At 72.3% G+C, this 25,378-nt stretch carries 22 protein-coding genes and 2 riboswitches; of the genes, 8 read left to right on the top strand and 14 right to left on the bottom strand.

The genetic code is table 11. The features are described 5' to 3' along the window. Positions 1 to 41 precede the first annotated feature (41 nt). Positions 42 to 1,187, bottom strand: coding sequence for a tRNA 2-thiouridine(34) synthase MnmA (mnmA, locus tag IF45_RS0117565; protein ID WP_003951003.1), 1,146 nt, complete (start codon positions 1,185 to 1,187; stop codon positions 42 to 44). A gap of 61 nt (positions 1,188 to 1,248) precedes the next feature. Between mnmA and IF45_RS0117560 the strand changes: the two genes are divergently transcribed. After that, positions 1,249 to 1,983, top strand: a complete 735-nt coding sequence (locus tag IF45_RS0117560; protein WP_030308286.1) for an N-acetylmuramoyl-L-alanine amidase — start codon at positions 1,249 to 1,251, stop codon at positions 1,981 to 1,983. A 22-nt stretch (positions 1,984 to 2,005) separates the two neighbouring features. On the opposite strand, the gene IF45_RS0117555 is transcribed toward IF45_RS0117560, so the two are convergent. The 12 genes from IF45_RS0117555 to IF45_RS0117500 all read right to left on the bottom strand — a co-directional run bounded on the left by IF45_RS0117555 (position 2,006) and on the right by IF45_RS0117500 (position 15,207). Next, complete coding sequence (locus IF45_RS0117555; RefSeq protein WP_030308285.1) at positions 2,006 to 3,175, bottom strand: cysteine desulfurase family protein; 1,170 nt, start codon at positions 3,173 to 3,175, stop codon at positions 2,006 to 2,008. A 114-nt stretch (positions 3,176 to 3,289) separates the two neighbouring features. Then, entirely contained in the window at positions 3,290 to 4,141 is an 852-nt protein-coding gene (locus tag IF45_RS0117550; RefSeq protein WP_030308284.1) for a thioesterase family protein, read from the bottom strand. 149 nt (positions 4,142 to 4,290) lie between these two features. Continuing rightward, complete coding sequence (locus IF45_RS0117545) at positions 4,291 to 5,058, bottom strand: D-Ala-D-Ala carboxypeptidase family metallohydrolase (RefSeq protein WP_003950999.1); 768 nt, start codon at positions 5,056 to 5,058, stop codon at positions 4,291 to 4,293. 127 nt (positions 5,059 to 5,185) lie between these two features. Beyond that, the gene (locus IF45_RS0117540; protein WP_202474989.1) at positions 5,186 to 5,809 is read right to left on the bottom strand and encodes a trimeric intracellular cation channel family protein; all 624 of its coding nucleotides are present in this window, start codon (positions 5,807 to 5,809) and stop codon (positions 5,186 to 5,188) included. A 167-nt stretch (positions 5,810 to 5,976) separates the two neighbouring features. Beyond that, entirely contained in the window at positions 5,977 to 7,050 is a 1,074-nt protein-coding gene (locus tag IF45_RS0117535) for an ABC transporter ATP-binding protein (RefSeq protein ID WP_030308283.1), read from the bottom strand. Continuing rightward, positions 7,047 to 8,216 carry an ABC transporter ATP-binding protein gene (locus IF45_RS0117530; RefSeq protein ID WP_030308282.1) on the bottom strand — a complete coding sequence of 390 codons (1,170 nt, stop codon included), beginning with the start codon at positions 8,214 to 8,216 and terminating at the stop codon, positions 7,047 to 7,049. Before IF45_RS0117530 ends, IF45_RS0117535 begins: the two co-directional genes overlap by 4 nt. A 2-nt stretch (positions 8,217 to 8,218) precedes the next feature. After that, positions 8,219 to 9,172, bottom strand: coding sequence for an ABC transporter permease (locus tag IF45_RS0117525; RefSeq protein ID WP_003950995.1), 954 nt, complete (start codon positions 9,170 to 9,172; stop codon positions 8,219 to 8,221). A 1-nt stretch (position 9,173) separates the two neighbouring features. Further along, a complete protein-coding gene (locus tag IF45_RS0117520; RefSeq protein WP_003950994.1) occupies positions 9,174 to 10,178 on the bottom strand; it encodes an ABC transporter permease in 1,005 nt (334 codons plus the stop codon). A 213-nt stretch (positions 10,179 to 10,391) separates the two neighbouring features. Continuing rightward, positions 10,392 to 12,068 carry an ABC transporter substrate-binding protein gene (locus IF45_RS0117515; protein ID WP_008410644.1) on the bottom strand — a complete coding sequence of 559 codons (1,677 nt, stop codon included), beginning with the start codon at positions 12,066 to 12,068 and terminating at the stop codon, positions 10,392 to 10,394. 636 nt (positions 12,069 to 12,704) lie between these two features. After that, a complete protein-coding gene (locus tag IF45_RS0117510; protein WP_003950991.1) occupies positions 12,705 to 13,487 on the bottom strand; it encodes an enhanced serine sensitivity protein SseB C-terminal domain-containing protein in 783 nt (260 codons plus the stop codon). A 120-nt stretch (positions 13,488 to 13,607) separates the two neighbouring features. Then, complete coding sequence (locus tag IF45_RS0117505; RefSeq protein WP_003950990.1) at positions 13,608 to 14,378, bottom strand: enhanced serine sensitivity protein SseB; 771 nt, start codon at positions 14,376 to 14,378, stop codon at positions 13,608 to 13,610. Between the two features lie 106 nt (positions 14,379 to 14,484). Next, positions 14,485 to 15,207 carry an AAA family ATPase gene (locus IF45_RS0117500; RefSeq protein ID WP_010642085.1) on the bottom strand — a complete coding sequence of 241 codons (723 nt, stop codon included), beginning with the start codon at positions 15,205 to 15,207 and terminating at the stop codon, positions 14,485 to 14,487. A gap of 240 nt (positions 15,208 to 15,447) precedes the next feature. After that, a riboswitch (glycine riboswitch) is annotated at positions 15,448 to 15,553 on the top strand. After that, positions 15,554 to 15,673, top strand: a riboswitch (glycine riboswitch). Between the two features lie 39 nt (positions 15,674 to 15,712). Here IF45_RS0117500 and gcvT point away from each other — a divergent pair. From gcvT to IF45_RS0117480, 4 genes are all read left to right on the top strand, one after another. Continuing rightward, positions 15,713 to 16,837, top strand: coding sequence for a glycine cleavage system aminomethyltransferase GcvT (gene gcvT / locus IF45_RS0117495; protein ID WP_010642087.1), 1,125 nt, complete (start codon positions 15,713 to 15,715; stop codon positions 16,835 to 16,837). Positions 16,838 to 16,935: 98 nt separating this feature from the next. Further along, positions 16,936 to 17,313: a glycine cleavage system protein GcvH gene (gene gcvH / locus IF45_RS0117490; protein ID WP_010642089.1), complete on the top strand. Its 378-nt coding sequence runs from the start codon at positions 16,936 to 16,938 to the stop codon at positions 17,311 to 17,313. Between the two features lie 19 nt (positions 17,314 to 17,332). Then, entirely contained in the window at positions 17,333 to 18,604 is a 1,272-nt protein-coding gene (glyA, locus tag IF45_RS0117485; RefSeq protein ID WP_003950986.1) for a serine hydroxymethyltransferase, read from the top strand. Positions 18,605 to 18,772: 168 nt separating this feature from the next. Beyond that, on the top strand, positions 18,773 to 20,155 hold the full coding sequence (locus IF45_RS0117480) for an L-serine ammonia-lyase (RefSeq protein WP_018470872.1): 1,383 nt from the start codon (positions 18,773 to 18,775) through the stop codon (positions 20,153 to 20,155). Between the two features lie 79 nt (positions 20,156 to 20,234). On the opposite strand, the gene IF45_RS0117475 is transcribed toward IF45_RS0117480, so the two are convergent. Then, the gene (locus IF45_RS0117475) at positions 20,235 to 21,020 is read right to left on the bottom strand and encodes an SAM-dependent methyltransferase (RefSeq protein ID WP_030308281.1); all 786 of its coding nucleotides are present in this window, start codon (positions 21,018 to 21,020) and stop codon (positions 20,235 to 20,237) included. A gap of 492 nt (positions 21,021 to 21,512) precedes the next feature. On the opposite strand from IF45_RS0117475, the gene kdpF reads away from it, so the two are divergent. From kdpF to kdpB, 3 genes are read left to right on the top strand one after another with little or no spacing between them, the layout of a single operon-like run. Continuing rightward, positions 21,513 to 21,602 (top strand): K(+)-transporting ATPase subunit F, encoded by a 90-nt coding sequence (kdpF, locus tag IF45_RS32425; RefSeq protein ID WP_008406723.1) that lies wholly within the window; start codon positions 21,513 to 21,515, stop codon positions 21,600 to 21,602. An 8-nt stretch (positions 21,603 to 21,610) separates the two neighbouring features. Next, complete coding sequence (kdpA, locus tag IF45_RS0117460) at positions 21,611 to 23,275, top strand: potassium-transporting ATPase subunit KdpA (RefSeq protein ID WP_030308279.1); 1,665 nt, start codon at positions 21,611 to 21,613, stop codon at positions 23,273 to 23,275. Further along, a complete protein-coding gene (gene kdpB, locus IF45_RS0117455; RefSeq protein ID WP_030308277.1) occupies positions 23,272 to 25,377 on the top strand; it encodes a potassium-transporting ATPase subunit KdpB in 2,106 nt (701 codons plus the stop codon). The genes kdpA and kdpB overlap by 4 nt, the downstream gene beginning before the upstream one ends. The last annotated feature ends 1 nt before the right edge of the window (position 25,378 follow it).

Here is a 25,378-nt window from a genome sequence, read left to right as displayed (position 1 = left end):
GTGCGGCGGGAGCGGCCCCGCCGCACGGCCCGGCGGGTCCGTCAGGCCGCCGGGACGGCCCCGGCGCGGCGGGTGGCGGCGATGGTGGCGGAGCCGACCACACGGCTGCCGTCGTAGAGGACGACGGCCTGGCCGGGGGCGACGCCGCGGACCGGCTCGTCGAAGGTGACGGTCAGCTCGCCCTCGCGCACCTCGGCGGTGACGGGGGTCTCCTCGCCGTGGGCGCGCAGCTGCGCGGTGTAGCGGCCGCTGCCCTCGGGCGGGGTGCCGCACCAGCGAGGGCGGATGGCGGTGAGCCCGGTGACGTCGAGGGCGGCGGCGGGGCCGACGGTGACGGTGTTGTCGACCGGGGAGATGTCCAGGACGTAGCGGGGCTTGCCGTCGGCGGCCGGGGTGCCGATCCGCAGGCCCTTGCGCTGGCCGATGGTGTAGCCGTAGGCGCCCTCGTGGGTGCCGACCTTCTGCCCGGCCTCGTCGAGGATGTCGCCCTCGGCGGTGCCCAGGCGCCCGGCGAGGAAGCCGCGGGTGTCGCCGTCGGCGATGAAGCAGATGTCGTGGCTGTCGGGCTTCTTCGCGACGGCCAGGCCCCGGCGCTCGGCCTCGGCGCGGATCTCGTCCTTGGTGGTGAGGGTGTCCCCGAGCGGGAAGAGGGCGTGGGCGAGCTGCCGCTCGTCGAGGACGCCGAGGACGTAGCTCTGGTCCTTGGCCATGTCGGAGGCGCGGTGCAGCTCGCGGGAGCCGTCCTCGCGGGTGACGACGGTGGCGTAGTGGCCGGTGCAGACGGCGTCGAAGCCGAGGGCGAGGGCCTTGTCGAGGAGGGCGGCGAACTTGATCTTCTCGTTGCACCGCAGGCAGGGGTTGGGGGTGCGCCCGGCCTCGTACTCGGCGACGAAGTCCTCCACCACGTCCTCGCGGAAGCGTTCGGCGAGGTCCCAGACGTAGAAGGGGATGCCGATCACGTCGGCGGCGCGGCGGGCGTCGCGGGAGTCCTCGATGGTGCAGCAGCCGCGCGCACCGGTCCGGAAGGACTGCGGGTTGGCGGAGAGCGCCAGGTGGACGCCGGTCACGTCGTGGCCTGCTTCGGCGGCGCGGGCGGCGGCGACGGCGGAGTCCACACCGCCGGACATCGCGGCGAGCACCCTCAGGGGGCGCGGCGGGTTCTCGGTGCGCGGGGAGGTCTCAGTCATAGCCCGTCCAGGGTACGGGGGCGCGGGAACGAATGTCCCTCGCGTAGGCGTTGGGGCAGGCGTGGGCAACGGAAATCACAGTGCGGGCGCCGGCAGGGGCGCCGACGGCGGGCAGGGCGCGCGGCGCCGTACGCTCCGGCGGCGGTCGGTGCTGATCGGCGCCGGGGTGGCGGCGGCCACCGGCGGCGTGCTGGCACGAGAGCAGCTGGGCCGCCTGTGGTACCAGGTGCCGGGGGTCTCCAAGCCCCGGGTGGAGGGGGCGGTGGACTACGCGAAGGCGGAGTGGGTCGCGGCCTCGGACGCCAACTGGCGGCGGGCGGACCGCCCCGACGACTTCACCGTGGACCGCGTGATCATCCATGTGGTGCAGGGCAGCTACGCGGTGGCGCTCAAGGTCTTCCAGGACCCGGCGCACCGCGCGGCCACGCACTACGTGGTCGGCAAGGACGGCCGGGTGGCCCAGCTCATCCGCGAGCTGGACGTGGCGTACCAGGCGGGGAACCGCGAGTACAACGAGCGGGCGGTCGGCATCGAGCACGAGGGGTTCGTGGACCGCCCGCAGGACTTCACCGGCGCGATGTACGAGAGCTCGGCGCGGCTGACCGCCGACATCTGCCTGCGCCACGGCATACCCGTCGACCGGACGCACGTCATCGGCCACGTCGAGGTGCCCGGCACCGACCACACCGACCCGGGCCCGCACTGGGACTGGGACCGCTATCTGCGGCTGGTCCGGGCCGCCAAGAAGCAGCTGGAGCGGGAGCGCGAGCAGGACGAGCGGCGCGAGCGGGCGTGAGCCGCCGGGTGCCCGCGCCCGGTCAGCTCAGTCCGGCGTTGCGGGCCCGTTCCACGGCCGGGCCGATCGCCTTGGCGACGGCCTCGACGTCGGCGCGGGTCGAGGTGTGGCCGAGCGAGAAGCGCAGCGTGCCCCGGGCGAGGTCGGGCGGGGTCCCGGTGGCGAGCAGGACGTGGCTGGGCTGGGCGACGCCCGCGGTGCAGGCGGAGCCGGTGGAGCACTCGATGCCCTGGGCGTCCAGGAGCAGCAGCAGGGAGTCGCCCTCGCAGCCGGGGAAGGTGAAGTGGGCGTTGGCGGGCAGCCGCCCGGCGGGGTCGGGGTCGCCGCCGAGGATGGCGTCCGGGACGGCGGCGTGGACGGCGGCGACCAGCTCGTCGCGGAGCGCGCCGATCTCCTCGGCGAAGCGGGGGCGGCGCTGGGCGGCGAGCTGCCCGGCGACGGCGAAGGAGGCGATGGCGGGCACGTCGAGGGTGCCGGAGCGCACGTGCCGCTCCTGCCCGCCGCCGTGCAGGACGGGCACCGGCGTGTACTGGCGGCCCAGCAGCAGCGCGCCGATGCCGTAGGGCCCGCCGATCTTGTGACCGCTGACGGTGGCGGCGGCCAGGCCCGAGGCACCGAACTCCAGCGGGAGCTGGCCGAAGGCCTGGACGGCGTCGGCGTGCAGCGGGATCTCGTACTCGGCGGCGACGGCGGCCAGTTCGGTGACCGGCTGGACGGTGCCGATCTCGTTGTTGGCCCACATGACGGTGGCCAGCGCCACGTCGTGCGGGTTCCGGGCGAGGGCTTCGCGCAGCGCCTCGGGGTGGACCCGGCCGAGGGTGTCGACGGGGAGGTACTCGACGGTGGCGCCCTCGTGCTCGCCGAGCCAGTGCACCGCGTCGAGGACGGCGTGGTGCTCCACCGGGCTGGCCAGGACGCGGGTGCGGCGCGGGTCGGCGGCGCGGCGGGCCCAGTACAGCCCCTTGACGGCGAGGTTGTCGGCCTCGGTCCCGCCGGCGGTGATCACCACCTCGCTGGGCCGGGCCCCGAGCGCCTCGGCGAGGGTCTCCCGGGCCTCCTCGGCGGTGCGCCGGGCTCTGCGCCCGGCCGCGTGCAGCGAGGAGGCGTTACCGGTGCGGGTGAGCTGGGCGGACATCGCCTCGACGGCTTCGGGGAGCATCGGGGTCGTCGCGGCGTGGTCGAGGTAGGCCATGGTGGGGCCGATTCTACGGACCCGCGCGGGAGCCCCGGCAGCCAGGCGTCGTGGTCCGGCCACGGCGGGGCCGGCCGGACCACGATGCCTGGGCCGAGGTCCCCGGGGCGTCCGTCAGCTCAGCCGGGCGCGGGCCAGCTGGCGGGACTGGGCGACGAGGCGGTCGGCGCTGTCCCAGACCTCGGCGTCCTCCTCCAGGAAGCCGCCGGCGAGGTTGCGGGTGGTGATGGCGACGCGCAGCGGGCCGGGGGCCGGGCGGCAGCGGATGTGGACGGTGAGCTCGACGGTGGGGACCCAGCCCTTGAGGCCCAGATCGAAGGCGGTGGGCGGCAGGGCGTCCACGGCGAGGAGGAGGGAGAGCGGGTCGGCGTCGCGGCCGTCGGCGAGGCCGAACCAGGCGCGCATCTCGCCCTTGCCGGTGGGGGCGCCGAGCGCCCAGCCGAGGGTGGCGGGGTCGATCTTCAGCCAGAGCCGGTCGGTGATGGCGGAGCTGCCCTCGACGGGGCGGTGCTCGGGGGCGTCCTGCGGTCCGAAGCAGTGCTCGACCGGCGGGAACTCGGGCGGCGTGGCGGTGGTGCGCACGTCGTCGGGGAGGGCGTCGAGGTCGCCGTAGGAGGCGAGGACGCGGATGCGCTCGACCTCGTTGCCCTCCGCGTCCTGCTGGTAGAGCGAGGCCTGGCCGGTGGAGAGGGTGCGGCCGGTGCGGACGGTCTCGGTCCGGATGGTGGCCGGGCCCGCCTGGGAGGCCGTGAGGTAGTACGCGGAGATCGTGAACGGGTCCGGGTGGGGCAGGGCGTCGGCCAGGGCGCGGCCGAGGGTCGCCAGCAGGTAACCGCCGTTGACGGCGGAGATGATCGTCCAGCCCGCGGAGAGTTCGGTGTCGTAGACGCCGGGGGCGCGGAGGGTGATGGTCGTGTCGCGGTCGAACTCGCTGTCACCGATGGTTGCCTGTGCTGCCTGAGCCATGCCGGCCACGCTACACGGGGAGGCTACCGAGCGGTAGCTTTCCGGTGTGACATCTGTGTGACGTGCACCGGCCGCCCCCGGACACGGCACGGCGCCCTCCGCCGCCGGGTGACGGGGAGGGCGCCGGGGGTACCGCGGCGAGCCGGGGCTCAGATGCCGCAGCTGGGCGCCGACCAGAAGCGGCCGTCGCCGCCGGCGACGTGCGTGTGGTCGTTGTGGCCCGGGTAGCCCGGGCCGAGGATCTCGGTGAAGCCGTGGTTGCGGGCGGCCTGGGCCAGCGCGCAGAAGCCCTGCGAGCCGGCGCCGAGGTCGGCCGCGTGGCCGTACATGTGGCGGCTGTTGGAGGCGCCGCCGACGTTGCTGTTGCAGGTGACGCTGCGGAAGCCGCCGTTGACGGTGATCGGCTTGTCACCCATGGCGTGCCGCATGGCCTGGAGCTTCCACATGGTGACCAGGGCGTTGGCCCGGGCGGTGGCGGCGGAGACCTTGCCGCCGGACCAGTCCGAGTTGCAGCGGTTCAGCTCGGCGTAGGTGAAGTTGACGGGCGTGCAGTCGTCATCCTGCAACTGGTAGATCTTGTTGAAGGTGGCGGGCCCGGCGATGCCGTCGGCGGCCAGTCCGTAGGCCGACTGGAAGCGCTGCACGGCCGCCTTGGTGGCGGGGCCGAACTGCCCGTCGATGGCGAGCTGGGCGCCGGTCCCCGGGTACCCGGCGACGCGGATCTGGAGCTGGCGCACCGCCTCACCGGAGGAGCCCTCGCTGAGGGTGCCGCTCCAGGTGTAGCAGCCGTCCAGGGCGCCGACGTCGGCGGAGGCGGAGGCCGTCGCGGTGGGGGCGGCGACGGCGGAGACGGGGGCGAACGCGAGACCGGCCCCGACGAGGGCGGTGAGCAGAAGTCTGATGGGGCGTGGGCGCATGGGGGGCCACCTCTTCTTGATCCGTGGTGCCGGACGGGCCCCCGAGACTGTCCGCGCACCGCCCGATTGTCAAGAACTCGTCAAATCCTTGGGCCCGGGTGCCCGTACGGGCCCACGTCCGGGCCCATCAGGTCGACGCCTCGTCCACCTCCACCCCCGAGGAGCGCCGGTTCCAGGCCCGCGGCGCCCGCCAGTGGTACCGCATCGCCAGCAGCCGCAGCACGAACGCGGTCAGCACGGCGACCCCGGCGGTGAACGGGTTGAGCGAGTCGAAGCGGATGCAGAGCGCCACCATCGCCGCGCCGACCATAGCGGGCACCGCGTACAGGTCGCGGTCCCAGCGCAGCAGCGAGGGCACCTCGTTGGCGAGGACGTCGCGCAGGACTCCCCCGCCGACCGCCGTGGCGAGCCCGAGCGCCGCGGAGGCGGTCAGCCCGAGCCCGTAGGTGTACGCCTTGGTGGTGCCGATGACGCAGAAGAGGCCGAGCCCGGCGGCGTCGAAGACGTTGACCGCGCTCTGGATGCGTTCGACGTGCGGGTGGAGGAAGAAGACCAGCAGGGCGGCGCAGAGCGGGGTGGTGAAGTATCCGAGGTCGGTGAAGGCCGCCGGGGGCAGCGCGCCGATGACCACGTCCCGGAAGAGCCCGCCGCCCAGCGCCGTGACCTCGGCCAGCATCGCGATGCCGAAGATGTCGAAGTTCTTCCGGACGGCGAGCAGCGCACCCGAGATCGCGAAGACGAAGATCCCCATCAGGTCGAGGGTGTGCTGGACGGCCGGGGTGAAGAATTGCTGGAACACCCTGTATTTGTACTGGGTCCCGCCCCGGCCCCGCGGACCCGCCCACGGAAGGCCGCGTGGCGCCCGCCCCGCTCACGGGAGCGGGGCGGGCGCCACGGCGCGCGGGTGTGACGCGGGAACTACTCGGCCGGGGTCTCCACGACCCGGTCGGCCATCTCCTCGCGGGTGGCGGGCACCACCGAGGCGGCGGTCCGCTCCACGGTGCCCGCGGCGATCTCGGCCGCGAAGTGGCAGGCCACCTTGTGGCCGCCGCCGACGTCCTTGAGCGCCGGCCGCTCGGTGGCGCAGAGGGTGTCCTGCGCCCACGGGCAGCGGGTGTGGAACCGGCAGCCGGCCGGCGGGTTGGCGGGCGAGGGCAGGTCGCCGGTGAGCAGGATGCGCTCGCGGCGGTCCTCCACCTCCGGGTCGGGCACCGGCACGGCCGACATGAGGGCCTTGGTGTACGGGTGCCTCGGCTCGGCGTACAGGGCGTCGCTGGGCGCCTCCTCGACCAGGGAGCCGAGGTACATCACGCCGATGACGTCCGAGATGTGCCGGACCACCGCGAGGTCGTGGGCGATCACCAGGTAGGTGAGGCCCAGCGACTCCTGGAGCTCCTCCAGCAGGTTGATGACCTGGGCCTGGATGGAGACGTCCAGCGCCGAGACGGGCTCGTCGCAGATGATGACGTCGGGCTCCAGGACCAGCGCGCGGGCGATGCCGATGCGCTGGCGCTGGCCGCCGGAGAACTCGTGCGGGTAGCGCGCGAGGGCGTTGGCGGGCAGCCCCACCTTGGCGAGGATGTCGCGGATCTTCTCGCGCCGCTCCTCGCGGGTGCCGCCGATGCCGTGCGCAGCCATCCCCTCGGAGAGGATCGACTCGATGTTCTGCCGGGGGTTGAGGCTGCCCAGCGGGTCCTGGAAGACCATCTGGAGCCGTCGGCGGAAGGTCCGCATCTCCTCGGCGGGCAGCTTCGCGAGGTCGGTGCCGTCGAAGTTGACCGAGCCGTCGGTGATGTCGACCAGCCGGAGCACGGAGCGGCCCAGCGTGGTCTTGCCGCAGCCGGACTCACCGACCAGGCCGTAGGTCTGGCCCTCCTCGACCGAGAGGGAGACACCGTCGACCGCGTAGACGTGGCCGACGGTCCGGTCGAAGATCAGGCCCTTCTTGACCGGGAAGTGGACCTTCACATCGTCCAGTTCGAGCAGGCTCATGACGCGTCCTTCTTCTTCTCGGCCTCGGGCTCCGCCTCCGGTGCGGCGTCGCCCTCGTCGGTCTCGGCCTTCCCGTCCGCCTCCGGCCCGGCCTGCGCCGGGATCTTCGGCTCGGCGGGCTCGGCGGGAGCCGTCGCCGCCGCCGCGTCCACGGCCTGCTCGGCCGGGACACCGAGGGTCTTGACCTCGACGCCGGTGAGCACCGGGTTGACGCAGCGGACGCCGTGGCCCGCGCCGACCGGCTCGGTCAGCTGCGGCGTCCCGCTCAGGCACTCCAGGGTGTAGTGGTCGCAGCGGGGCGCGAAGGCGCAGCCGTCGGCCCAGTCGATCCGGTCGTTGATGGAGCCCCGGATCGGGCGCAGCGGCTCGCCCCGGGGGGCGTCCAGGCGCGGGATCGAGCCGAGCAGCCCGTGCGCGTACGGGTGGGTGGGCTGCGCGAACAGCTCGCGCCGCCCGGCCGACTCGACGGCCTTGCCCGCGTACAGGACGTTGACCTGGTCGCAGAGGCCGGCGACCACGCCGAGGTCGTGGGTGATCATCAGCAGGGCGGTGCCCTGCTGGTCGACGAGTTCCTTGAGGAGTTCGAGGATCTGCGCCTGGATGGTCACGTCGAGCGCGGTGGTCGGCTCGTCCGCGATCAGCATGCGGGGCGCGCAGGCCACCGCCATGGCGATCAGCGCGCGCTGGCGCATACCGCCGGAGAGCTGGTGCGGGTACTCCTTGAGCCGCCGGGTCGGGTCGGGGATGCCGACGCGGTCCAGCAGGTCGGCGGCCTCCTTGCGGGCGGCGGCGCCCTTCATGCCGCGGTGCCGCTCCAGGATCTCGGTGACCTGGAGGCCGACCGGGATGACCGGGTTCAGCGAGGAGAGCGGGTCCTGGAAGATCATCGCCAGGTGCTTGCCCCGCATGTCGCGCATGGCGTTCGAGGAGAGCGTCAGCAGGTCCTTGCCGTCGTACTCGGCGCGGCCGCCGAGCTTGACGCCCTTCTTGGGCAGCAGCCCCATCAGGGCGAGCGAGGTCACCGACTTGCCGCAGCCGGACTCGCCGACCAGGCCCACGACCTGGCCCTGGTCGACGTCGAAGGAGACGCCGTCCACGGCCCGCACGTCACGCCGGCCGCGGCCGGTGAAGGTGATGGACAGTTCGTCCACGGAGAGCAGGGGCATGGTCAACCTCGCAGCTTCGGGTCGAGGGCTTCGCGCATCGCCTCGCCGAGCAGGGTGAAGCCGAGTGCCGTGATGATGATGGCCAGGGCCGGGTAGACCGCCATCATCGGCGCGGAGTCGGCGTAGTTCTGCGCCTGGGTGAGCATGACGCCCCATTCGGGGTTCTTGGCGCTGTCCGGGTTGCCGAGGCCCAGGAAGGACAGGGCGGCCGCCTCGATGATGGCGGTGGCCAGCGAGAGCGTCGCCTGGACGATCACCGGGCTCAGCGAGTTCGGCATGATCTGGGTGAGGACGATGCGGCGCTTGCGGATGCCCAGCGAGTGGGCGGCGAGCACGTAGTCCGAGCCGCCCTGGACCAGCATCGCGCCGCGCAGCAGGCGGGCGAAGACCGGGATCTGGACGACACCGATGGCGATCATCACGGTGGTCATCGACTGGCCGAGGACCGCCGCCACCGAGACGGCGAGCAGCAGCGAGGGCAGCGCCAGCATGATGTCGATGCAGCGCATGACGACGGAGTCGATGCGCTGGCCGACGCGGCCGCCCAGGGTGGCGCAGGCGCCGGAGAAGCTGCCGATGAGGGCGCCGACGCTGAGGCCGATCAGGGTGGAGACGACGCCGAGGAGCAGGGTCTGCCGGGCGCCGACGAGCATCCGCGAGAAGATGTCGCGGCCGAGGTGGTCGAGGCCGAACCAGTTCTCGGCGCGGGCGCCGACGAACTCGGCCCGGTTGACGAAGACCTCACCGCGCCACTGCTGCCCGGGGGCGTAGGGCGCGACCCACGGGCCGATGATGGCGAGGAGCAGGAAGACCGCGATGATCCAGGCTCCGACCAGCGCCATCTTGCTGGCCCGCAGCCGCTTGAGGGCTTCCCTCCAGAGGCTGGCGCCGCTGGAGCTCTCCTGCTGGGCCGTGAGTTCCGCGAGGCGGTCGATCTTGTCCGTCTTGGTGCTCATGTCAGTGCACCCGCACTCTCGGGTCGATCAGGCTGTAGGCGAGGTCGACCAGGAGGTTGATCAGGACGTACGCCATCGCGATGAACATGATGAAGCCGACGAGGACCGGATAGTCCCGGCCGTCGATCGCGGTCCGGATGAAGGAGCCGATGCCGCCGAAGGTGAAGACCGACTCGGTGAGCACCGCGCCCGACAGGAGCGAGCCGGTGAGCAGGCCGACCGAGGTGATGACGGGCAGCAGCGCGTTGCGCAGGACGTGGCGGGTGCGGACGACGCCCTTGCGCAGGCCCTTGGACTCGGCGGTACGGACGTAGTCCTCGCCGAGCACCTCCAGGACGCTGGCCCGGGTCATGCGCACGATGACCGCCACCGGGATGGAGGCGAGGGCGATGGCCGGCAGGATCAGGTGACTGAGCGCGTCCCAGGTGGCGTCGAACTCGCCGGTGAGCAAGCCGTCGAGGACGGCCAGGCCGGTCACTTCCGTGGCGTTGATGCCGGTGGTCAGCCGCCCGTAGCTGGGGAACCAGCCGAGGTTGACCGAGAAGACCGTCCGCAGCATGAAGGCGAGGAAGAAGACGGGGATGCAGATGCCGATCAGCGAGCTGGAGACGGCGGCCACGTCGAGCCAGCCGCCGCGCCGCTTGGCGGCGAAGTAGCCGAGCGGCACACCGACGGCGACCGCGAGGACGATGGCCATCAGCGACAGCTCGACGGTGGCGGGGAATCGCAGGAGGAACTCGTCCATGACCGGCTGGCCGGTCTGGGTGGACGTGCCGAGGTCGCCCTCGATCAGCCGCTTGATGAAGCGGCCGTACTGCACGTACACCGGCTGGTCGAGCCCCAGAGCCCGGTTGATACGTGCCACCTCGGCCTCGGTCGCTTTCTCTCCGAGAATCGCCGAGGCGGGTCCGCCGGGCAGCCGGTTCAGCCAGATGAAGAGCAGAACCGACAGGCCGAGCAGGGTGGGTATGAGTTGAAGCAGTCTTCGTACGACGAAACGCAACACCCCGCGATGCCCCTTTCTTGCGTAGTTCGTGGTGCGCCCGTGTTCGGGCCGGGTCGCGGCCGGGCGCGTGGGGGGTGGTGGGAGGGCGGCCCGCGGTGGTGACCGCGCACCGTCCAGGGCCTTCACGCGGCGGGTCCGCCCGGCCGCGAACGTGCCGTGGCCGGGCGGACCCTGACGCACCGTGAGGTGCTGGTACCGCGTGGTGCGGTGTGCCTACTTGAACGTGACCTCGGCGAAGTTCTCCTGCGTCAGCGGGGAGACCAGCGGCGGGTTGACGTCCTTGGCGAAGGCGATCGCCGGCGGGGACGAGGAGACCGGGACGCCGGGCAGGTAGTCCATGACGACCTCGTTGGCGCGCTCGTAGAGCTTCACGCGCTTGGCGTGGTCGACCTCCTTGGAGGCCTCCTCCATCGCCTCGAAGACCTTCTTGTCCTTGAAGCCCCACTGCTTGTCGTACTCGGCGAACCAGGTACCGATGAAGTTGTAGGCGTCGTTGAAGTCACCGGTCCAGCCGAGCAGGTGCAGCTCGCAGCCGCCCGCCTCGGTGGCGTCGATGTAGTCCGGGGCCCACTTGGCGGGCTTCGGGGTGACGGTGATGCCGATCTTCTCCAGGTCGGACTTCATCAGCTCGAAGAGGTCACCCGGGGACGGCATGTACGGACGGCTGACCTCGGTCGGGTAGCAGAACTCGACCTTCAACTTCTCCTCGCCGGCCTTCTTCAGCAGGCTCTTGGCCTTCGCCGGGTCGTAGTCGTACTTCTCGACCTTGTCGGAGTAGCCCTCGACGGTGTCCGGGATGAACTGCGTGGCCGCGACGCCGCCCTCGGGGAGCTGGGTCTTGACCAGGTTGTCCTTGTCGATCGCGTGGGCGATGGCGGCGCGGACGTCCTTGTTCTGGAGCGCCTTGTTCTTCTCCTGGGAGAAGCCCAGGTAGAAGATGTTGAAGACCTCACGGGTGGGGACCTGGAAGCCGGCCTTCTCCAGGGTCTTCACGTCGGCGGGCGACACGAGGTCGTAGCCGTCGATGTCACCGGCCTGGAGGGCCGAACGGCGGCCTTCCTCGGTGTCGATGGTGCGGAAGACGAGGTTCTTGACCCCGGCCTTCTTGCCCCAGTAGTCGTCGAAGCGCTCGAGCTGGACTTCCTTGTTGCCCTTGTTCCACTTCGTGATCTTGTACGGGCCGGTACCGGCGACCGTGCCGGCCTGCTGGCTGTACTTGGGGTAGGTGATGGCGTCGCCCTTGGCGGACGCCTCCTCCTTCTCGTACGCCTTCAGCGCCTTCGGCGAGTGGATCGCGAGGGCCTGGAGCGAGAAGCCGCCGGGAAGGTTGGCGGAGGCCTTGTTCACCTCGATGACGGCGGTGTTCTCGTCCTTCGCCGTGCAGGACTTGTAGTTCGCCTTGGGGGCGTCCTTGTCCTCGTTCTTGGCGAAGCCGCCCATGATGGTCTGCCAGTAGTACGACACGGCGGAACTCTGGTACGTGCCCGTCCAGTTGAACCAGTGGTCGTAGTTGGCGCAGACCGCCTCGGCGTTGAACGCCTCACCGTCGTGGAACTTGACGCCCTTGCGCAGGTTGAACGTCCAGACGGTGCCCTCGTCGTTCGAGTCCCACTTCTCGGCGAGGCCGCCGACGAGCTCCGAGCCGCCGGGCTCGTGCTCCAGCAGCGCCTCGAAGGCCTGGCGGGTGACGCGGAAGGTCTCACCGTCGGACGCCAGCGCCGGGTCGAGGGAACCGGGGTCGCCGGCGCCACCGAACACGAAGGTGTCCTTGGCGCCGTCCTTGCCCTTCCCTTCCGTGGTGTCTCGCTCACTGGAGCACCCGGTGACGATCAGCGCGGTCGCAGCCGCGACCGTGATCGCCCGAGTGACTCGGGACTTGAAAATGCGCATGGGCCCACCCCGGATCAGCATTCATACAGAGGTCTTGACCGGCTGAACACTACCCACGTCTCTCACCGGGGAGAATGATCCGCATAGCGGTGATACCGACCTGAGACCCGGACAGACAACAAACCGCGTATATCCAGGACATCACTCCCTCCGGCGCCGTTTACCGGACAGAAGCGTGCCTTCAGGGGCGCCGCGAAGGCGATTCCGTACCATTCGCTGCCGTACGAACACGCTGCGCGACACCGGACTTTCACACCCCGTCAGCCGAACCTGCGCACCCCTTCGCCCCATTGGCCGGGCGAGCCCCCTTATGTCCCCTCACACCGGTGGGCGGCGGGCAGGGGGACGATCTCGAATGCTGGACGGCGAAAGTCGGTGGGCCCTCATTCCGCTCGCCTCATTCGTGTCCACCGGAAGCCCCCGCAAACCTCTGGCCAGCGGAAGTGCCGACAGAATTCCGGCGACCGGGAGCGGAATGGGCGTGCGCGCGGAGTGCGCGGGGAGCGAAAGGCGTGAAAAGGGGCGCCTGATGAATGATGGGCGGAATTCCGGGCGGTTCGCGCGCCGGGAGCGTGCGCACGGACGGAAGACCCTGCGGGCGGTCGCCGCCGCGTAAGGGGCGAGGCGGGCCCCGGCTCAGCGCCCGTACGGCTGCGGGTACCCGTACCCCGAGGCGGGCGGGGCGGCGTGGGCGTCGCGGTCGTAGAAGGGGCGGGCGTGGGCGCGCAGCCAGAGGGCGACCGGGTCGTACGGGTCGGACATGGCGACGGTGGAGACGGCGAGCCCGTCGGGGACGGCGCCGACCGACTGGCGCATCATCGCCCGCACCGACTCCACGGCCTGGGCGCCCGGGTCGTAGACGTCGAGGCCGATGGCCAGGTACGGCACGCCGAGGGCGGGCTGGACCCAGGCCCGGCGCAGCGAGCGGAGCGCGGGGGTGCGGTGCGCGTTCTGCGCCAGCAGGGCGTAGAACTGCGGGAGTTCGATGACCGGCTCGGAGATGCGCAGCGGGCCCGGCGGCTGGGCGTCGAGGCCGACGGCGAGGCGGCGCAGGTCCGCCCAGGGGACGCCGACGCCGCCGCCGGGGGCGTGCGGGTTGAGCCAGAGGCCGACCTGGTCCTGGTAGAGCCCGGCGGCGGCCTCACGGGTGGGGACCACCTCGTGGGCGCGGGTCCAGCCGCTGGCGGAGAGTTCCTGGGCGGAGGTGACGCAGGGGGCGTAGCCGAGGCCGTCGACCTCCATGGCGGCGTACTGCGCGTCGGGGGAGCCGGCCTGGCCGTGCCAGAGCAGCATCCAGACCTGCCCGCCGGGGTCGGCGAGCGCGTGCAGCAGCCCCTCGTAGGCGTCGTACCGCCCGGGGGCGACCTGGCGCAGCATGTGCTCGACCTGCCCGGCCGCGGCCGTGCCCGACGCACTCACCTGTTGACCGCCCCTTCGTCACTTCGTCCCCCGGGGCCTGCCCCCGTCATGCCAGGACCGGTTCCGTGTGACACGGAACCGGCCAGGTCATGAAAACAGCTTAGGCCCTCCGTCCGTCGGTCAGGACGGCTCACGCCGGTAGAAGGTGCGCAGCTTGTTCGCCATCCACCGGGCCACCAGGTCGTCGGTGGCGTCCAGCAGGACGAGGTTGACCGGCCACGGGACCGGGGTGCGGCCCAGGGCGCGGCCGAGGGCGTCCATGGCGCGCTGGGCGGCGTCGTCGTCGTGGCGGTTCAGCTCGACGCCGACGAAGAGGACCGGGTCCCCGCCCTCGACGCTGGCCAGGCAGCGGCGGGCGGTGGCGACCACGCCGGACTCCTCGAACTCCCCGGCGGCGACGCCGAGGAAGTCCACCGGGTCCTCCTGCCAGTCGGGCTCGTAGGTGCGGACCCGGCCGCCGGTGGCCGGCCCGTCGAGCGGCGAGCGGCCGGTGCGGCACAGCTCGGCCACGGCCGGCGGCGGCAGCGGGACGCCGACGGTGCCGCCCGGGTTGACGGCGATGCCCAGCTGCGGGGGCAGGCCGCGGGCGAACTCGGTGGCCGGGGCGACGGCGAAGGCCAGATGGCCGCCGACGCAGGAGCGGAACTGCTGCTCGGAGCTGAACACCGGGACGTACGCGCCCCCGTCGATGTCCAGCGTCGGCAGGTCCAGCGACCCGCTCTCGGGGCTGCCGCCGTTGGGCAGCGGGACCCAGACACTGCTGCGGCCGAGGACCTCGACCAGCCGTCCGCCCGCCGCCTCGGCGCCCAGGGAGGCCGCGAGGGCCTCCTCCAGTTCGTTGCTCGGCCATCCGCCGTAGAGCCCGTGGGGGGCCTGGGCCGGGATGCTCATCTGCTCACCGCCTGATCACACATACCTCGCCTGCGCCCCGACCCTACCCGCGACCGGGCCCCGGGGCATGCCCCGGCGCAGGCCCGGCCGGGAAGCGGGAGTTGGCTCAGGCGCGGAAGGTGAGCGTACGCAACCGGTCGGCGGCGGCGCGGTCCAGGAGGGTGGCCGAGCCGCAGCCCGGGGGCGGGGTGCCGGCGTCGAGGGTGGCGAGGAGGCGGGCGACGACGCGGCGGTGGCGCAGGAAGGCGTACCGGCTCACGCCCCTGCCGCGGGCGCGCTGGCCGTCGAGGGCGGTGTCCGGGTCGACGTCGAGGAAGACCATGTGCAGGGTGCGCCCCCGGCGGCGGGCCTCGCGGGCCAGCCAGTGGCGGACCCAGCGCTGGGTGCCGCAGTCGTGGACGACGACGCTGCGGCCCGCCCGGAGCAGGCGGCGCAGGGCGGCGTAGTGGGCGAGGCGGGCGAGGGGGCGGTACAGGGCGTAGGGCAGGGCGGCGGGGAGGCGGGCCTCCCACTGCTCGCGGGTGTCCTGGGAGTCGGCGCGGGCGGCCCGGACGGTGCGGCGGATCAGGGTGGACTTGCCGCTGCCGGGCAGGCCGGAGACGACGACGAGGTCGCCTTGGCCGAAGGTGAGGGTGTCGGGGGCGGGGCGGTCCCCGGTGGCCCGCAGGTCGCGGACGGTGGCCGGAATCCGCCGGGCGCCCGGCTGGGCGGGCAGGGCGGGCAGGGTCGTGGCGAGGGCGGGCGCCGGCCCGCCGGGACTCGGAGGCGGGGCGGACACCGCCCGGCCGCTGCTGCTCTGCACCGTGGTGGGCTCCCCCCGTGCGGTCACGTGCGTCATCTCCCCCGAGTGTAAAGAGAAGGTAATGCGGCACAAGCCGATTACCGGTCCCGTCGCCCGCCGCCGGCGGTTTCACTGGCTGGTCACGCCGGGCGGGGGCCGTTTGGTTCCCCCTGGTGGGGGCGGGGGTCGCGGGTTGGCCGGAAGCCGCCGCCGCGGTCGCGTCCGGGGAGGGGTTCTGCCGGGCGGGGGTGCGTGCAATGATGGGCGGCGAACTGCATACCGGCCGCTTGAATCCGCGCGGGAGAGTTCTGCCGGGGCCCCGAAGCCCTGGCCAGGACGCCGAAGGAGCAAGTCCCTCCCTTGAATCTCTCAGGCCCCGTACCGCGCGGGCGAGGCACATCTGAAAAGCGGGCCGCTCCGTCGGCCCCACCCAAGGTGCAAGTCATGGCCTGCCCGGTCGCTCGTCCGGGTGGCCGCGGCGAACCTCTCAGGTTTCGATGACAGATGGGGAGGATCGATTCCCCTCGCCGTCATGCCCTGGGAGCGCCCGGATATGAGCCAGACCCCCCGTACGACCGCACTCGACGCCACGCACCGTGCGCTCGGGGCCACCATGACCGACTTCGCCGGCTGGGACATGCCGCTGCGGTACGGCAGCGAGCGCGACGAGCACCAGGCGGTGCGCACCCGCGCCGGGCTCTTCGACCTCTCCCACATGGGCGAGATCACCGTGCTGGGCCCGGACGCCACCCGCTTCCTCGCCTACGCCCTGGTCGGCAACATCGCCACGATCGGCCCCGGCCGGGCCCGGTACACGATGATCTGCCAGGAGGACGGCGGCATCCTCGACGACCTGATCGTCTACCGGCGCGGTCCGGTCGAGTCCCCCGAGTTCATGGTCGTCGCCAACGCGGGCAACGCCCAGGTGGTGCTGGACGCGCTGACCGGGCGCGCCGCCTCCTTCGACGTCGAGGTCCGCGACGACCGCGACGCGTACGCGCTGATCGCCGTGCAGGGCCCGGCCTCCCCGGCCATCCTCGCCTCGGTCACCGACGCCGACCTGGACGGGCTGAAGTACTACGCGGGGCTGCCGGGCACCGTCGCCGGCGTCGAGGCGCTGATCGCGCGCACCGGCTACACCGGTGAGGACGGCTTCGAGCTGTTCGTGGCGCCCGGCGACGCGGTCGCCCTCTGGGAGGCGCTGACCGCCGCCGGGGCCGGGGCGGGCCTCGTGCCGTGCGGGCTCTCCTGCCGCGACACGCTGCGCCTGGAGGCGGGTATGCCGCTCTACGGGCACGAGCTGACCACGGCGCTCACCCCCTTCGACGCCGGACTCGGCCGGGTGGTGAAGTTCGAGAAGGAGGGCGACTTCGTGGGCCGCGCCGCCCTGGAGAAGGCCGCCGCGGACGCCGCCGAGCAGCCGCCCCGCACCCTGGTCGGCCTGGTCGCCGAGGGCCGCCGGGTGCCGCGGGCGGGCTACCCGGTGGTCGTGGACGGCCAGGTGATCGGCGAGGTCACCTCGGGCGCCCCCTCCCCCACTCTGGGCAAGCCCGTCGCCATGGCCTACGTCGACGCCGCCCACGCGGCGCCCGGCACGCCCGGCGTCGGCGTCGACATCCGGGGCAGCCACGAGCCGTACGAGGTCGTGGCGCTGCCGTTCTACAAGCGTCAGAAGTAGCCCGCCGCCGCGCGACGTGACGCGACGCACCCGCTCCGTCCCGGATCGCGAGACCTTCCGTTCACCAGCACACCCCCGCGTACAGGAGAATTCACCCCATGAGCAACCCCCAGCAGCTGCGCTACAGCAAGGAGCACGAGTGGCTGTCGGCCGCCGAGGACGGCGTGTCGACGATCGGCATCACCGAGTACGCGGCAGGCGCGCTCGGTGACGTCGTCTACGCCCAGCTCCCGGAGGTCGGCGACACGGTCACCGCGGGCGAGACCTGCGGCGAGCTGGAGTCGACCAAGTCGGTCAGCGACCTGTACTCCCCCGTCTCCGGTGAGGTCACCGAGATCAACGAGGACGTCGTGAACGACCCGTCGCTGGTGAACACCGCCCCCTTCGAGGGCGGCTGGCTGTTCAAGGTGCGCGTCAGCGAGGAGCCGGACGATCTGCTCTCGGCCGACGCGTACACCGAGTTCTCCGGCAACTGAGACCACCCCAGGGACTGTGATGTCTTCGAAGTCGCTTCTGAACACCCCCCTCCACGAGCTCGACCCGGACGTCGCCGCCGCCGTCGACGCCGAGCTGCTCCGTCAGCAGTCCACCCTCGAGATGATCGCCTCGGAGAACTTCGCTCCGGTCGCCGTCATGGAGGCGCAGGGCTCCGTCCTCACCAACAAGTACGCCGAGGGCTACCCGGGCCGCCGCTACTACGGCGGCTGTGAGCACGTCGACGTGATCGAGAAGATCGCGATCGACCGCATCAAGGAGCTCTTCGGCGCCGAGGCGGCCAACGTCCAGCCGCACTCCGGTGCGCAGGCCAACGCCGCCGCGATGTTCGCGCTGCTGAAGCCGGGCGACACGATCATGGGCCTGGACCTGGCCCACGGCGGTCACCTGACCCACGGCATGAAGATCAACTTCTCCGGCAAGCTCTACAACGTGGTCGCCTACCACGTCGACGCCGAGAGCGGCCAGGTCGACATGGCCGAGGTCGAGCGGCTCGCCAAGGAGTCCCGCCCGAAGCTGATCGTGGCCGGCTGGTCGGCCTACCCGCGCCAGCTGGACTTCGCCGCCTTCCGCCGCATCGCGGACGAGGTCGGCGCGTACCTGATGGTGGACATGGCGCACTTCGCCGGGCTGGTCGCGGCCGGGCTGCACCCCTCGCCGGTGCCGCACGCGCACGTCGTCACCACCACCACCCACAAAACGCTGGGCGGCCCGCGCGGCGGCGTCATCCTCTCCACCGCCGAGCTGGCCAAGAAGATCAACTCCGCGGTCTTCCCCGGCCAGCAGGGCGGTCCGCTGGAGCACGTGGTGGCCGCCAAGGCCGTCGCGTTCAAGGTGGCGGCCTCCGAGGAGTTCAAGGAGCGCCAGCGGCGCACCGTCGAGGGTGCCCGCATCCTCGCCGAGCGCCTGGTCCAGCCCGACGTCACCGACCACGGTGTCTCGGTCCTCTCCGGCGGCACCGACGTCCACCTGGTCCTGGTCGACCTGCGCGAGAGCGAGCTCGACGGCCAGCAGGCGGAGGACCGCCTCCACGAGGTCGGCATCACCGTCAACCGCAACGCCGTCCCGAACGACCCGCGGCCCCCGATGGTCACCTCGGGCCTGCGCATCGGCACGCCGGCGCTGGCCACCCGCGGCTTCCAGGCCGAGGACTTCGCCGAGGTCGCCGACATCATCGCCGAGGCCCTCAAGCCCAGCTACGAGGCCGAGGCCCTGAAGGCGCGGGTCACCGCCCTCGCCGAGAAGCACCCGCTGTACACCGGACTCAAGTAGTCCGGACGCCGGCGGTCCACCTCCGCCGGCGTCGCACCGCGCACACTGGAGGGTGCGGGTCCGCTTTCACCGGCCCGCACCCTCCTCCGCGCCCGGGGTCCCCCGCAGGTCCCCGCGCCCCTGCCCCCTTCGGCGGACAGCGCCGTCCGCCACCCGCTAGGAGTTCCTGTGGCCATCTCGGTCTTCGACCTGTTCTCGGTCGGCATCGGCCCGTCCAGCTCGCACACGGTCGGCCCGATGCGGGCCGCGCGGATGTTCGCCCGCCGCCTCAAGAACGAGGGGCTGCTCGTCCACACCACCTCGCTGCGGGCCGAGCTGTTCGGCTCCCTGGGGGCGACCGGGCACGGCCACGGCACGCCCAAGGCGGTCCTGCTGGGCCTGGAGGGCGAGTCCCCGCGCACGGTCGACGTGGAGCGCGCCGACGACCGTGTTGCCGAGATCCGCGCCACCGGCCGCCTCAACGTGCTGGGCGTCCACGAGATCGCCTTCGACGCCGACGAGGAACTGGTCCTGCACCGGCGCCGCGCCCTGCCCTACCACGCCAACGGCATGACCCTGTGGGCCTTCGACCACACCGGCGCGACCCTGCTGGAGAAGACGTACTACTCGGTCGGCGGCGGCTTCGTCGTCGACGAGGACGCGGTCGGCGAGGACCGCATCAAGCTCGACGACACCGTGCTGACCCACCCCTTCCGCACCGGCGACGAGCTGCTGCGGCTGGCCGGGGACACCGGCCTGTCGATCTCCGCGCTGATGCTGGAGAACGAGAAGGCGTGGCGCTCCGAGGCGGAGATCCGCGCCGGGCTGCTGGAGATCTGGCAGGTCATGCGGGCCTGCGTCAGCCGGGGCATGTCCCGCGAGGGCCTGCTCCCCGGCGGCCTGAAGGTCCGCCGCCGCGCCGCCCACTCCGCCCGCCAGCTGCGCGCCGAAGGCGACCCGGCGGCGCTCGCCATGGAGTGGATCACCCTCTACGCGATGGCCGTCAACGAGGAGAACGCGGCGGGCGGCCGCGTGGTGACCGCCCCCACCAACGGCGCCGCCGGCATCATCCCCGCCGTCCTCCACTACTACGTGAACTTCGCCGCCGGCTCGGCCACCGAGGCCGAGAAGGAGGACGCCGTCGTCCGCTTCCTCCTCGCCGCCGGCGCCATCGGCATGCTCTTCAAGGAGAACGCCTCGATCTCCGGCGCCGAGGTCGGCTGCCAGGGCGAGGTCGGCTCGGCCTGCTCGATGGCGGCCGGCGCCCTGGCCGAGGTCCTCGGCGGCACCCCCGAGCAGGTGGAGAACGCCGCCGAGATCGGCATGGAGCACAACCTCGGCCTGACCTGCGACCCGGTCGGCGGCCTGGTCCAGATCCCCTGCATCGAACGGAACGGCATGGCCGCCGTCAAGGCCGTCACCGCCGCCCGCATGGCCCTGCGCGGCGACGGCTCCCACAAGGTCTCCCTCGACAAGGTCATCAAGACCATGAAGGAGACCGGCGCCGACATGTCCGTCAAGTACAAGGAGACGGCCCGGGGCGGGCTGGCGGTGAACATCATCGAGTGCTGAGGGGTGGCCTTCGCGGCCGCCTCAGGGCGGGGTCGGGCTCCGGCTCTGGCCGGAGAGGTCGGCCGGGGGGGACGGCCGCTCAGGGCTTCCGGGCCATCAGGCCGTACTGGGGGACCTCCTCGGGGAGGGTGCCGGTCGGGTCCGGTGTCGCGTGCCAGTGGGCGCAGGAGACGATGCCGGGCTCGAGGAGTTCCAGGCCGTCCAGGATGTTGGTGAGGTCGGTGGCGGAGCGGGCGGTGATGGGGGGCTTGGCGTTGGCGTTCCAGAAGGCCATGGCCTCGGCGTTGGCGGTGCCGCCCAGTTCCAGGGTGGGGTGGGTGAGCGCGAGGTGGCTGCCGGAGGGGAGCGCGTCGACCAGGTGGCGGACGATGCGGCGGGCCTCGGCGGTGTCGGAGACGAAGTTGAGGATGCCGAGCAGCATCACCGCGACCGGCCGGGTCAGGTCCAGGGTGCGGGCGGCCCCGGCGAGGATCGCCGCGGGGTCGTGGGCGTCGGCGTCCAGGTAGGAGGTGGCGCCCTCCGGGGTGCCGGCGAGCAGCGCGCGGGCGTGGGTGAGGACGATCGGGTCGTTGTCGACGTAGACGACGCGGGCGCCGGGGTCGATGCGCTGGGCGACCTCGTGGGTGTTGTCGACGGTGGGCAGTCCGGTGCCGATGTCCAGGAACTGGGTGACGCCCGCCTCCCGGACCAGGTACGTCACGGCCCGTCCGAGGAAGGCGCGGTCGGCCCGGGCCACGTCGCGGATGCCGGGGTGGAACCCGGCGACCTGCTCGCCGACCTCGGCGTCGACGGCGTAGTGGTCCTTGCCGCCGAGCCAGTAGTTCCAGACCCGGGCGTTGTGCGCGATCCGCTGACCGTCCCGCACCCCCTCGGCGTCCCCCGGTCCCCGCTGTCCCTCCGCCGCCTGGCCGCCACTCACCACGTCGCCCCTCTCGCCTGGTCCGTCCCCGTCGGCTCACGGGGTGGCCCCCATGATGGCGGAGGGGTCAACTCGGCCGCAGGGCAGGGCGGTTGTCCGGCCCCGGGAGGGATGCCTCCGGCCCCGTGGCGGCCTTCCGCGCCGCACCTGCCGGACCCCGCCTTTCGTTCCTTTCCGTAGAACACGCGGAACTCTTCGTCACCTCCGGCGGCGGTCGCGTCAGATTCCCGTCAAGGGTTCGGGCGCGCTCGTATGGACCCCGTCAAAATGGCGCACCACCCGCCCTGGGGTGAGGTTTCCTCTTACTGGTCACCGGCCCCACGGCCGATTTCTTCCACACCTCAAACAGGAGCACGCGATGGCCGACCTGGCTTTCGTCGCCACCACGATCGCGATATTCGCGCTGGTGGCCCTCATCGCCCGGGGAGTGACCAGGATATGACCGTCGAGAACATCGTCGGACTTGTCGTGGCCGCCGCCCTGGTGGGATATCTCGTCCTGGCTCTCCTTTTCCCGGAAAGGTTTTAGATGCCGGTATGAGTTCCCCCCTTGCCGGCATACTCCAGCTGCTCGCCCTGCTGGCCGCCCTGGCTCTCGCCCACCGTCCGCTGGGTGATCATCTGGCCCGCGTCTACTCCTCCGGGAAGCACTACCGGCCCGAGAGATGGATGTACCGGGCGATCGGCGCCGACCCGTCGGCGGGCATGCGCTGGCCCGCCTACCTGCGCGCCGTGCTCGCCTTCTCGGCGGTGGGCGTCCTCCTCCTTCACCTGCTCCAGCGGGCGCAGGGCGCACTGCCCGGCTCGCTCGGCTTCGCCTCGATCGACCCCGACCAGGCGTTCAACACCGCGGTCTCCTTCGTCACCAACACCAACTGGCAGTCGTACTACGGCGAACAGGCGATGGGCCACCTCGTGCAGACCGGCGGCCTGGCGGTGCAGAACTTCGTCTCCGCCGCCGTGGGCATGGCGGTCGCCGTCGCCCTCGTCCGGGGTTTCACCGGCTCGCGCACCGGTGAACTCGGCAACTTCTGGGCCGATCTGGTACGCGGGATCACCCGGGTGCTCCTGCCGCTCTCGGTGGCCGGCGCGCTCGTCCTGGTCGCCTGCGGGGTCATCCAGAACTTCTCCGGAATTCACGCGGTCGGCCAGTTCTCGGGCGACGAGCAGCAATGGAACGGCGGAGCGGTCGCCTCGCAGGAGGCAATCAAGGAACTGGGCACCAACGGGGGCGGGTATTTCAACGCCAACGCGGCCCACCCTTTCGAGAACCCCACCCCGTTCTCCAATCTCTTCGAGATCTTCCTCATCCTCCTCATCCCCTTCTCGATGACCCGGACCTTCGGCCGCATGGCCGGTTCGCTGCGGCAGGGGTACGCCGTTCTCGGCGCGATGGCCGTCATCTGGCTCGCATTCACCGCGTTGATGATGTGGACCGAATTCGCGGGGCGCGGGCCCGCTTTCGAGGCGGCGGGCGGAGCCATGGAGGGGAAGGAGACCCGGTTCGGCATCGCCGGCTCCTCGCTCTTCGCGGTGGCGACGACGCTGACCTCGACCGGCGCGGTGAACTCCTTCCACTCCTCGTACACCGGGTTCGGCGGCGGCATCACCCTGCTGGGGATGCAGCTCGGCGAGATCGCTCCGGGCGGGGTGGGCTCCGGGCTGTACGGAATGCTGATCATGGCGGTCGTCGCCGTCTTCGTCGCGGGCCTGCTGGTCGGCCGGACGCCCGAGTACCTCGGCAAGAAGATCGGCACCCGCCAGATCACCTACGCCGCCTGCTACCTCCTCGTCACCCCCGCCCTCGTGCTGGGCTTCACCGGCCTCGCCCTGGCCCTGCCCGGCCCGGCGGAGTCGATGACCCACTCCGGGCCGCACGGCTTCTCGGAGATCCTCTACGCCTACACCTCCGCGGCCAACAACAACGGCTCGGCCTTCGCGGGGCTGAACGCCGACACCCCGTGGTTCAACACCACGACCGGGATCGCGATGCTGCTCGGCCGTTTCCTGCCGATGGTCTTCGTCCTGGCCCTGGCCGGCTCCCTGGCGGAGCAGCGGCCGGTGCCCGCCACCGCCGGCACCCTGCGCACCGACAAGCCCCTCTACTCGGGGCTGCTGGTCGCAACGATCCTCATCGTCACCGGACTGACCTACTTCCCGGCCCTGGCGCTGGGTCCGCTCGCCGAAGGGCTCGCCTCATGAGCACCGTCACTCCCCCTCGTACCTCCCGGGACGCCGCCACGACCGGGGGGCCGCGCCCGGGAAGCCGGCCCGGCGGCGGGCCGTTCGGCCCGGAGCAGTTGCTGCGGGCCCTGCCGGCGGCGCTGCGCAAGCTCGACCCGCGCGTGATGGTGAAGTCGCCCGTGATGTTCGTGGTCCTGGTCGGCTCCGTGGTCACCACCGGGCTGGCGCTGGCCGACCCCACCGACTGGTTCGGCTGGGCCGTCGCCGCGTGGCTCTGGCTGACCACCCTCTTCGCCAACCTCGCCGAGGCGGTGGCCGAGGGCCGGGGCAAGGCGCAGGCCGAGGCGTTGCGCGGCGCCAGGACCGGCGTCGTCGCCCGGCGGCTGGCCGGCGGGCGCGAGGAACGCGTCCCGGGCACCGGGCTGCGCGTGGGCGACCTGGTCGTCTGCGAGGCCGGGGACGTCGTGCCCGGCGACGGGGACGTGGTCGAGGGCGTGGCCTCGGTCGACGAGTCCGCGATCACCGGGGAGTCGGCCCCGGTGATCCGGGAGTCGGGCGGCGACCGCTCGGCCGTCACCGGCGGGACCAGGGTGCTCTCCGACCGGATCGTCGTCCGGATCACCACCGGTCCCGGCGAGACCTTCCTCGACCGGATGATCGGGCTGGTGGAGGGCGCGGCCCGGCACAAGACGCCCAACGAGACCGCCCTGAACATCCTGCTCGCCTCCCTCACCCTCGTCTTCCTGCTGGCGGTGGTCACCCTGAAGCCCTTCGCGGTCCACGCGGGCGCGGACGACGAGACCTCGGTGATCGTGCTGACCGCCCTGCTGGTCTGCCTGATCCCGACCACGATCGGCGCGCTGCTGCCGGCCATCGGGATCGCCGGGATGGACCGCCTGGTCCGGCGGAACGTGGTGGCCGGGTCGGGGCGGGCGGTGGAGGCGGCGGGCGACGTCTCGACCCTGCTCCTCGACAAGACCGGCACCGTCACGCTGGGCGACCGGCGGGCGGTGGCGCTCCGCGCGCTCCGGGGCGTGGCCGAGGACGAACTCGCGCGGGCCGCCCGGCTCTCCTCGCTCGCCGACGAGACCCCCGAGGGCCGCTCCGTGGTGACGCTGACGGAGCGGGAGTACGGCCTCGGGAGCCCCGGCGAGGAGGCGCCGGCGGGGGCGCGGTGGGTCGCCTTCTCCGCCCGGACGCGGATGTCCGGCGTCGACCTGGACGGGCTCAGGGTCCGCAAGGGCGCGACCGCCTCCGTGGTGGCCTGGGTGGAGGAGTCGGGCGGCCCGGTCGCGGCGGACGCGCGGGCGCTCGCCGACCGCATCGCCGAGGCCGGCGGCACCCCGCTGCTGGTGGCGGTGGAGGACGTGCGCGGGCGGCGGGTGCTCGGGGTGGTCCACCTCAAGGACGTGGTCAAGGAGGGGATGCGGGAGCGGTTCGCGGAGCTGCGCCGGATGGGCATCCGCACCGTCATGATCACCGGCGACAACCCGCTGACCGCCCGGGCCGTGGCCGAGGAGGCCGGTGTCGACGACTTCCTCGCCGAGGCCACCCCCGAGGAGAAGCTGGCGCTCATCCGGCGGGAACAGGCGAACGGGCAGCTCGTCGCGATGACCGGCGACGGCACCAACGACGCCCCGGCGCTCGCCCAGGCCGACGTGGGCGTGGCGATGAACACCGGGACCTCGGCCGCCAAGGAGGCCGGGAACATGGTGGACCTCGACTCCGACCCCACCAAGCTCATCGAGATCGTCGCGACCGGCAAGCAACTCCTCATCACCCGGGGAGCGTTGACCACCTTCTCGCTCGCCAACGACGTGGCGAAGTACTTCGCGATCATCCCCGCGCTCTTCGCGGCGGCCTACCCCTCGCTGGACCGGCTCAACATCATGGGGCTGGCCTCCCCCGAGTCCGCCATCCTCTCCGCGGTGATCTTCAACGCGCTGATCATCGTGGCGCTGGTCCCCCTCGCCCTGCGCGGCGTGCGCTACCGGCCCGCCGGAGCCGACCGGATGCTCCGCCGCAACCTCGGCGTCTACGGGCTGGGCGGCCTCGTCGCCCCGTTCCTCGGCATCAAACTCATCGACCTGCTGCTCTCCCTCCTCCCCGGAATCGGCTGAT

Origin of the sequence: Streptomyces albidoflavus, from assembly GCF_000719955.1 — a bacterium.
In the GTDB taxonomy this organism is placed as follows: Bacteria; Actinomycetota; Actinomycetes; order Streptomycetales; family Streptomycetaceae; genus Streptomyces; species Streptomyces albidoflavus.
The sequence above is the reverse complement of the archived record's forward strand: the minus strand, read 5'-3'. Positions and strand labels throughout refer to the sequence as shown.

Bases quoted from the DNA above. Each gene is read 5' to 3' on its own strand.
- mnmA (WP_003951003.1), bottom strand. From the start codon at position 1,187: ATGACTGAGACCTCCCCGCGCACCGAGAACCCGCCGCGCCCCCTGAGG.
- IF45_RS0117555 (WP_030308285.1), bottom strand. From the start codon at position 3,175: ATGGCCTACCTCGACCACGCCGCGACGACCCCGATGCTCCCCGAAGCC.
- IF45_RS0117550 (WP_030308284.1), bottom strand. From the start codon at position 4,141: ATGGCTCAGGCAGCACAGGCAACCATCGGTGACAGCGAGTTCGACCGC.
- IF45_RS0117545 (WP_003950999.1), bottom strand. From the start codon at position 5,058: ATGCGCCCACGCCCCATCAGACTTCTGCTCACCGCCCTCGTCGGGGCC.
- IF45_RS0117540 (WP_202474989.1), bottom strand. From the start codon at position 5,809: ATGGGGATCTTCGTCTTCGCGATCTCGGGTGCGCTGCTCGCCGTCCGG.
- IF45_RS0117535 (WP_030308283.1), bottom strand. From the start codon at position 7,050: ATGAGCCTGCTCGAACTGGACGATGTGAAGGTCCACTTCCCGGTCAAG.
- IF45_RS0117530 (WP_030308282.1), bottom strand. From the start codon at position 8,216: ATGCCCCTGCTCTCCGTGGACGAACTGTCCATCACCTTCACCGGCCGC.
- IF45_RS0117525 (WP_003950995.1), bottom strand. From the start codon at position 9,172: ATGAGCACCAAGACGGACAAGATCGACCGCCTCGCGGAACTCACGGCC.
- IF45_RS0117515 (WP_008410644.1), bottom strand. From the start codon at position 12,068: ATGCGCATTTTCAAGTCCCGAGTCACTCGGGCGATCACGGTCGCGGCT.
- IF45_RS0117505 (WP_003950990.1), bottom strand. From the start codon at position 14,378: ATGAGCATCCCGGCCCAGGCCCCCCACGGGCTCTACGGCGGATGGCCG.
- gcvT (WP_010642087.1), top strand. From the start codon at position 15,713: ATGAGCCAGACCCCCCGTACGACCGCACTCGACGCCACGCACCGTGCG.
- gcvH (WP_010642089.1), top strand. From the start codon at position 16,936: ATGAGCAACCCCCAGCAGCTGCGCTACAGCAAGGAGCACGAGTGGCTG.
- glyA (WP_003950986.1), top strand. From the start codon at position 17,333: ATGTCTTCGAAGTCGCTTCTGAACACCCCCCTCCACGAGCTCGACCCG.
- kdpF (WP_008406723.1), top strand. From the start codon at position 21,513: ATGACCGTCGAGAACATCGTCGGACTTGTCGTGGCCGCCGCCCTGGTG.
- kdpA (WP_030308279.1), top strand. From the start codon at position 21,611: ATGAGTTCCCCCCTTGCCGGCATACTCCAGCTGCTCGCCCTGCTGGCC.
- kdpB (WP_030308277.1), top strand. From the start codon at position 23,272: ATGAGCACCGTCACTCCCCCTCGTACCTCCCGGGACGCCGCCACGACC.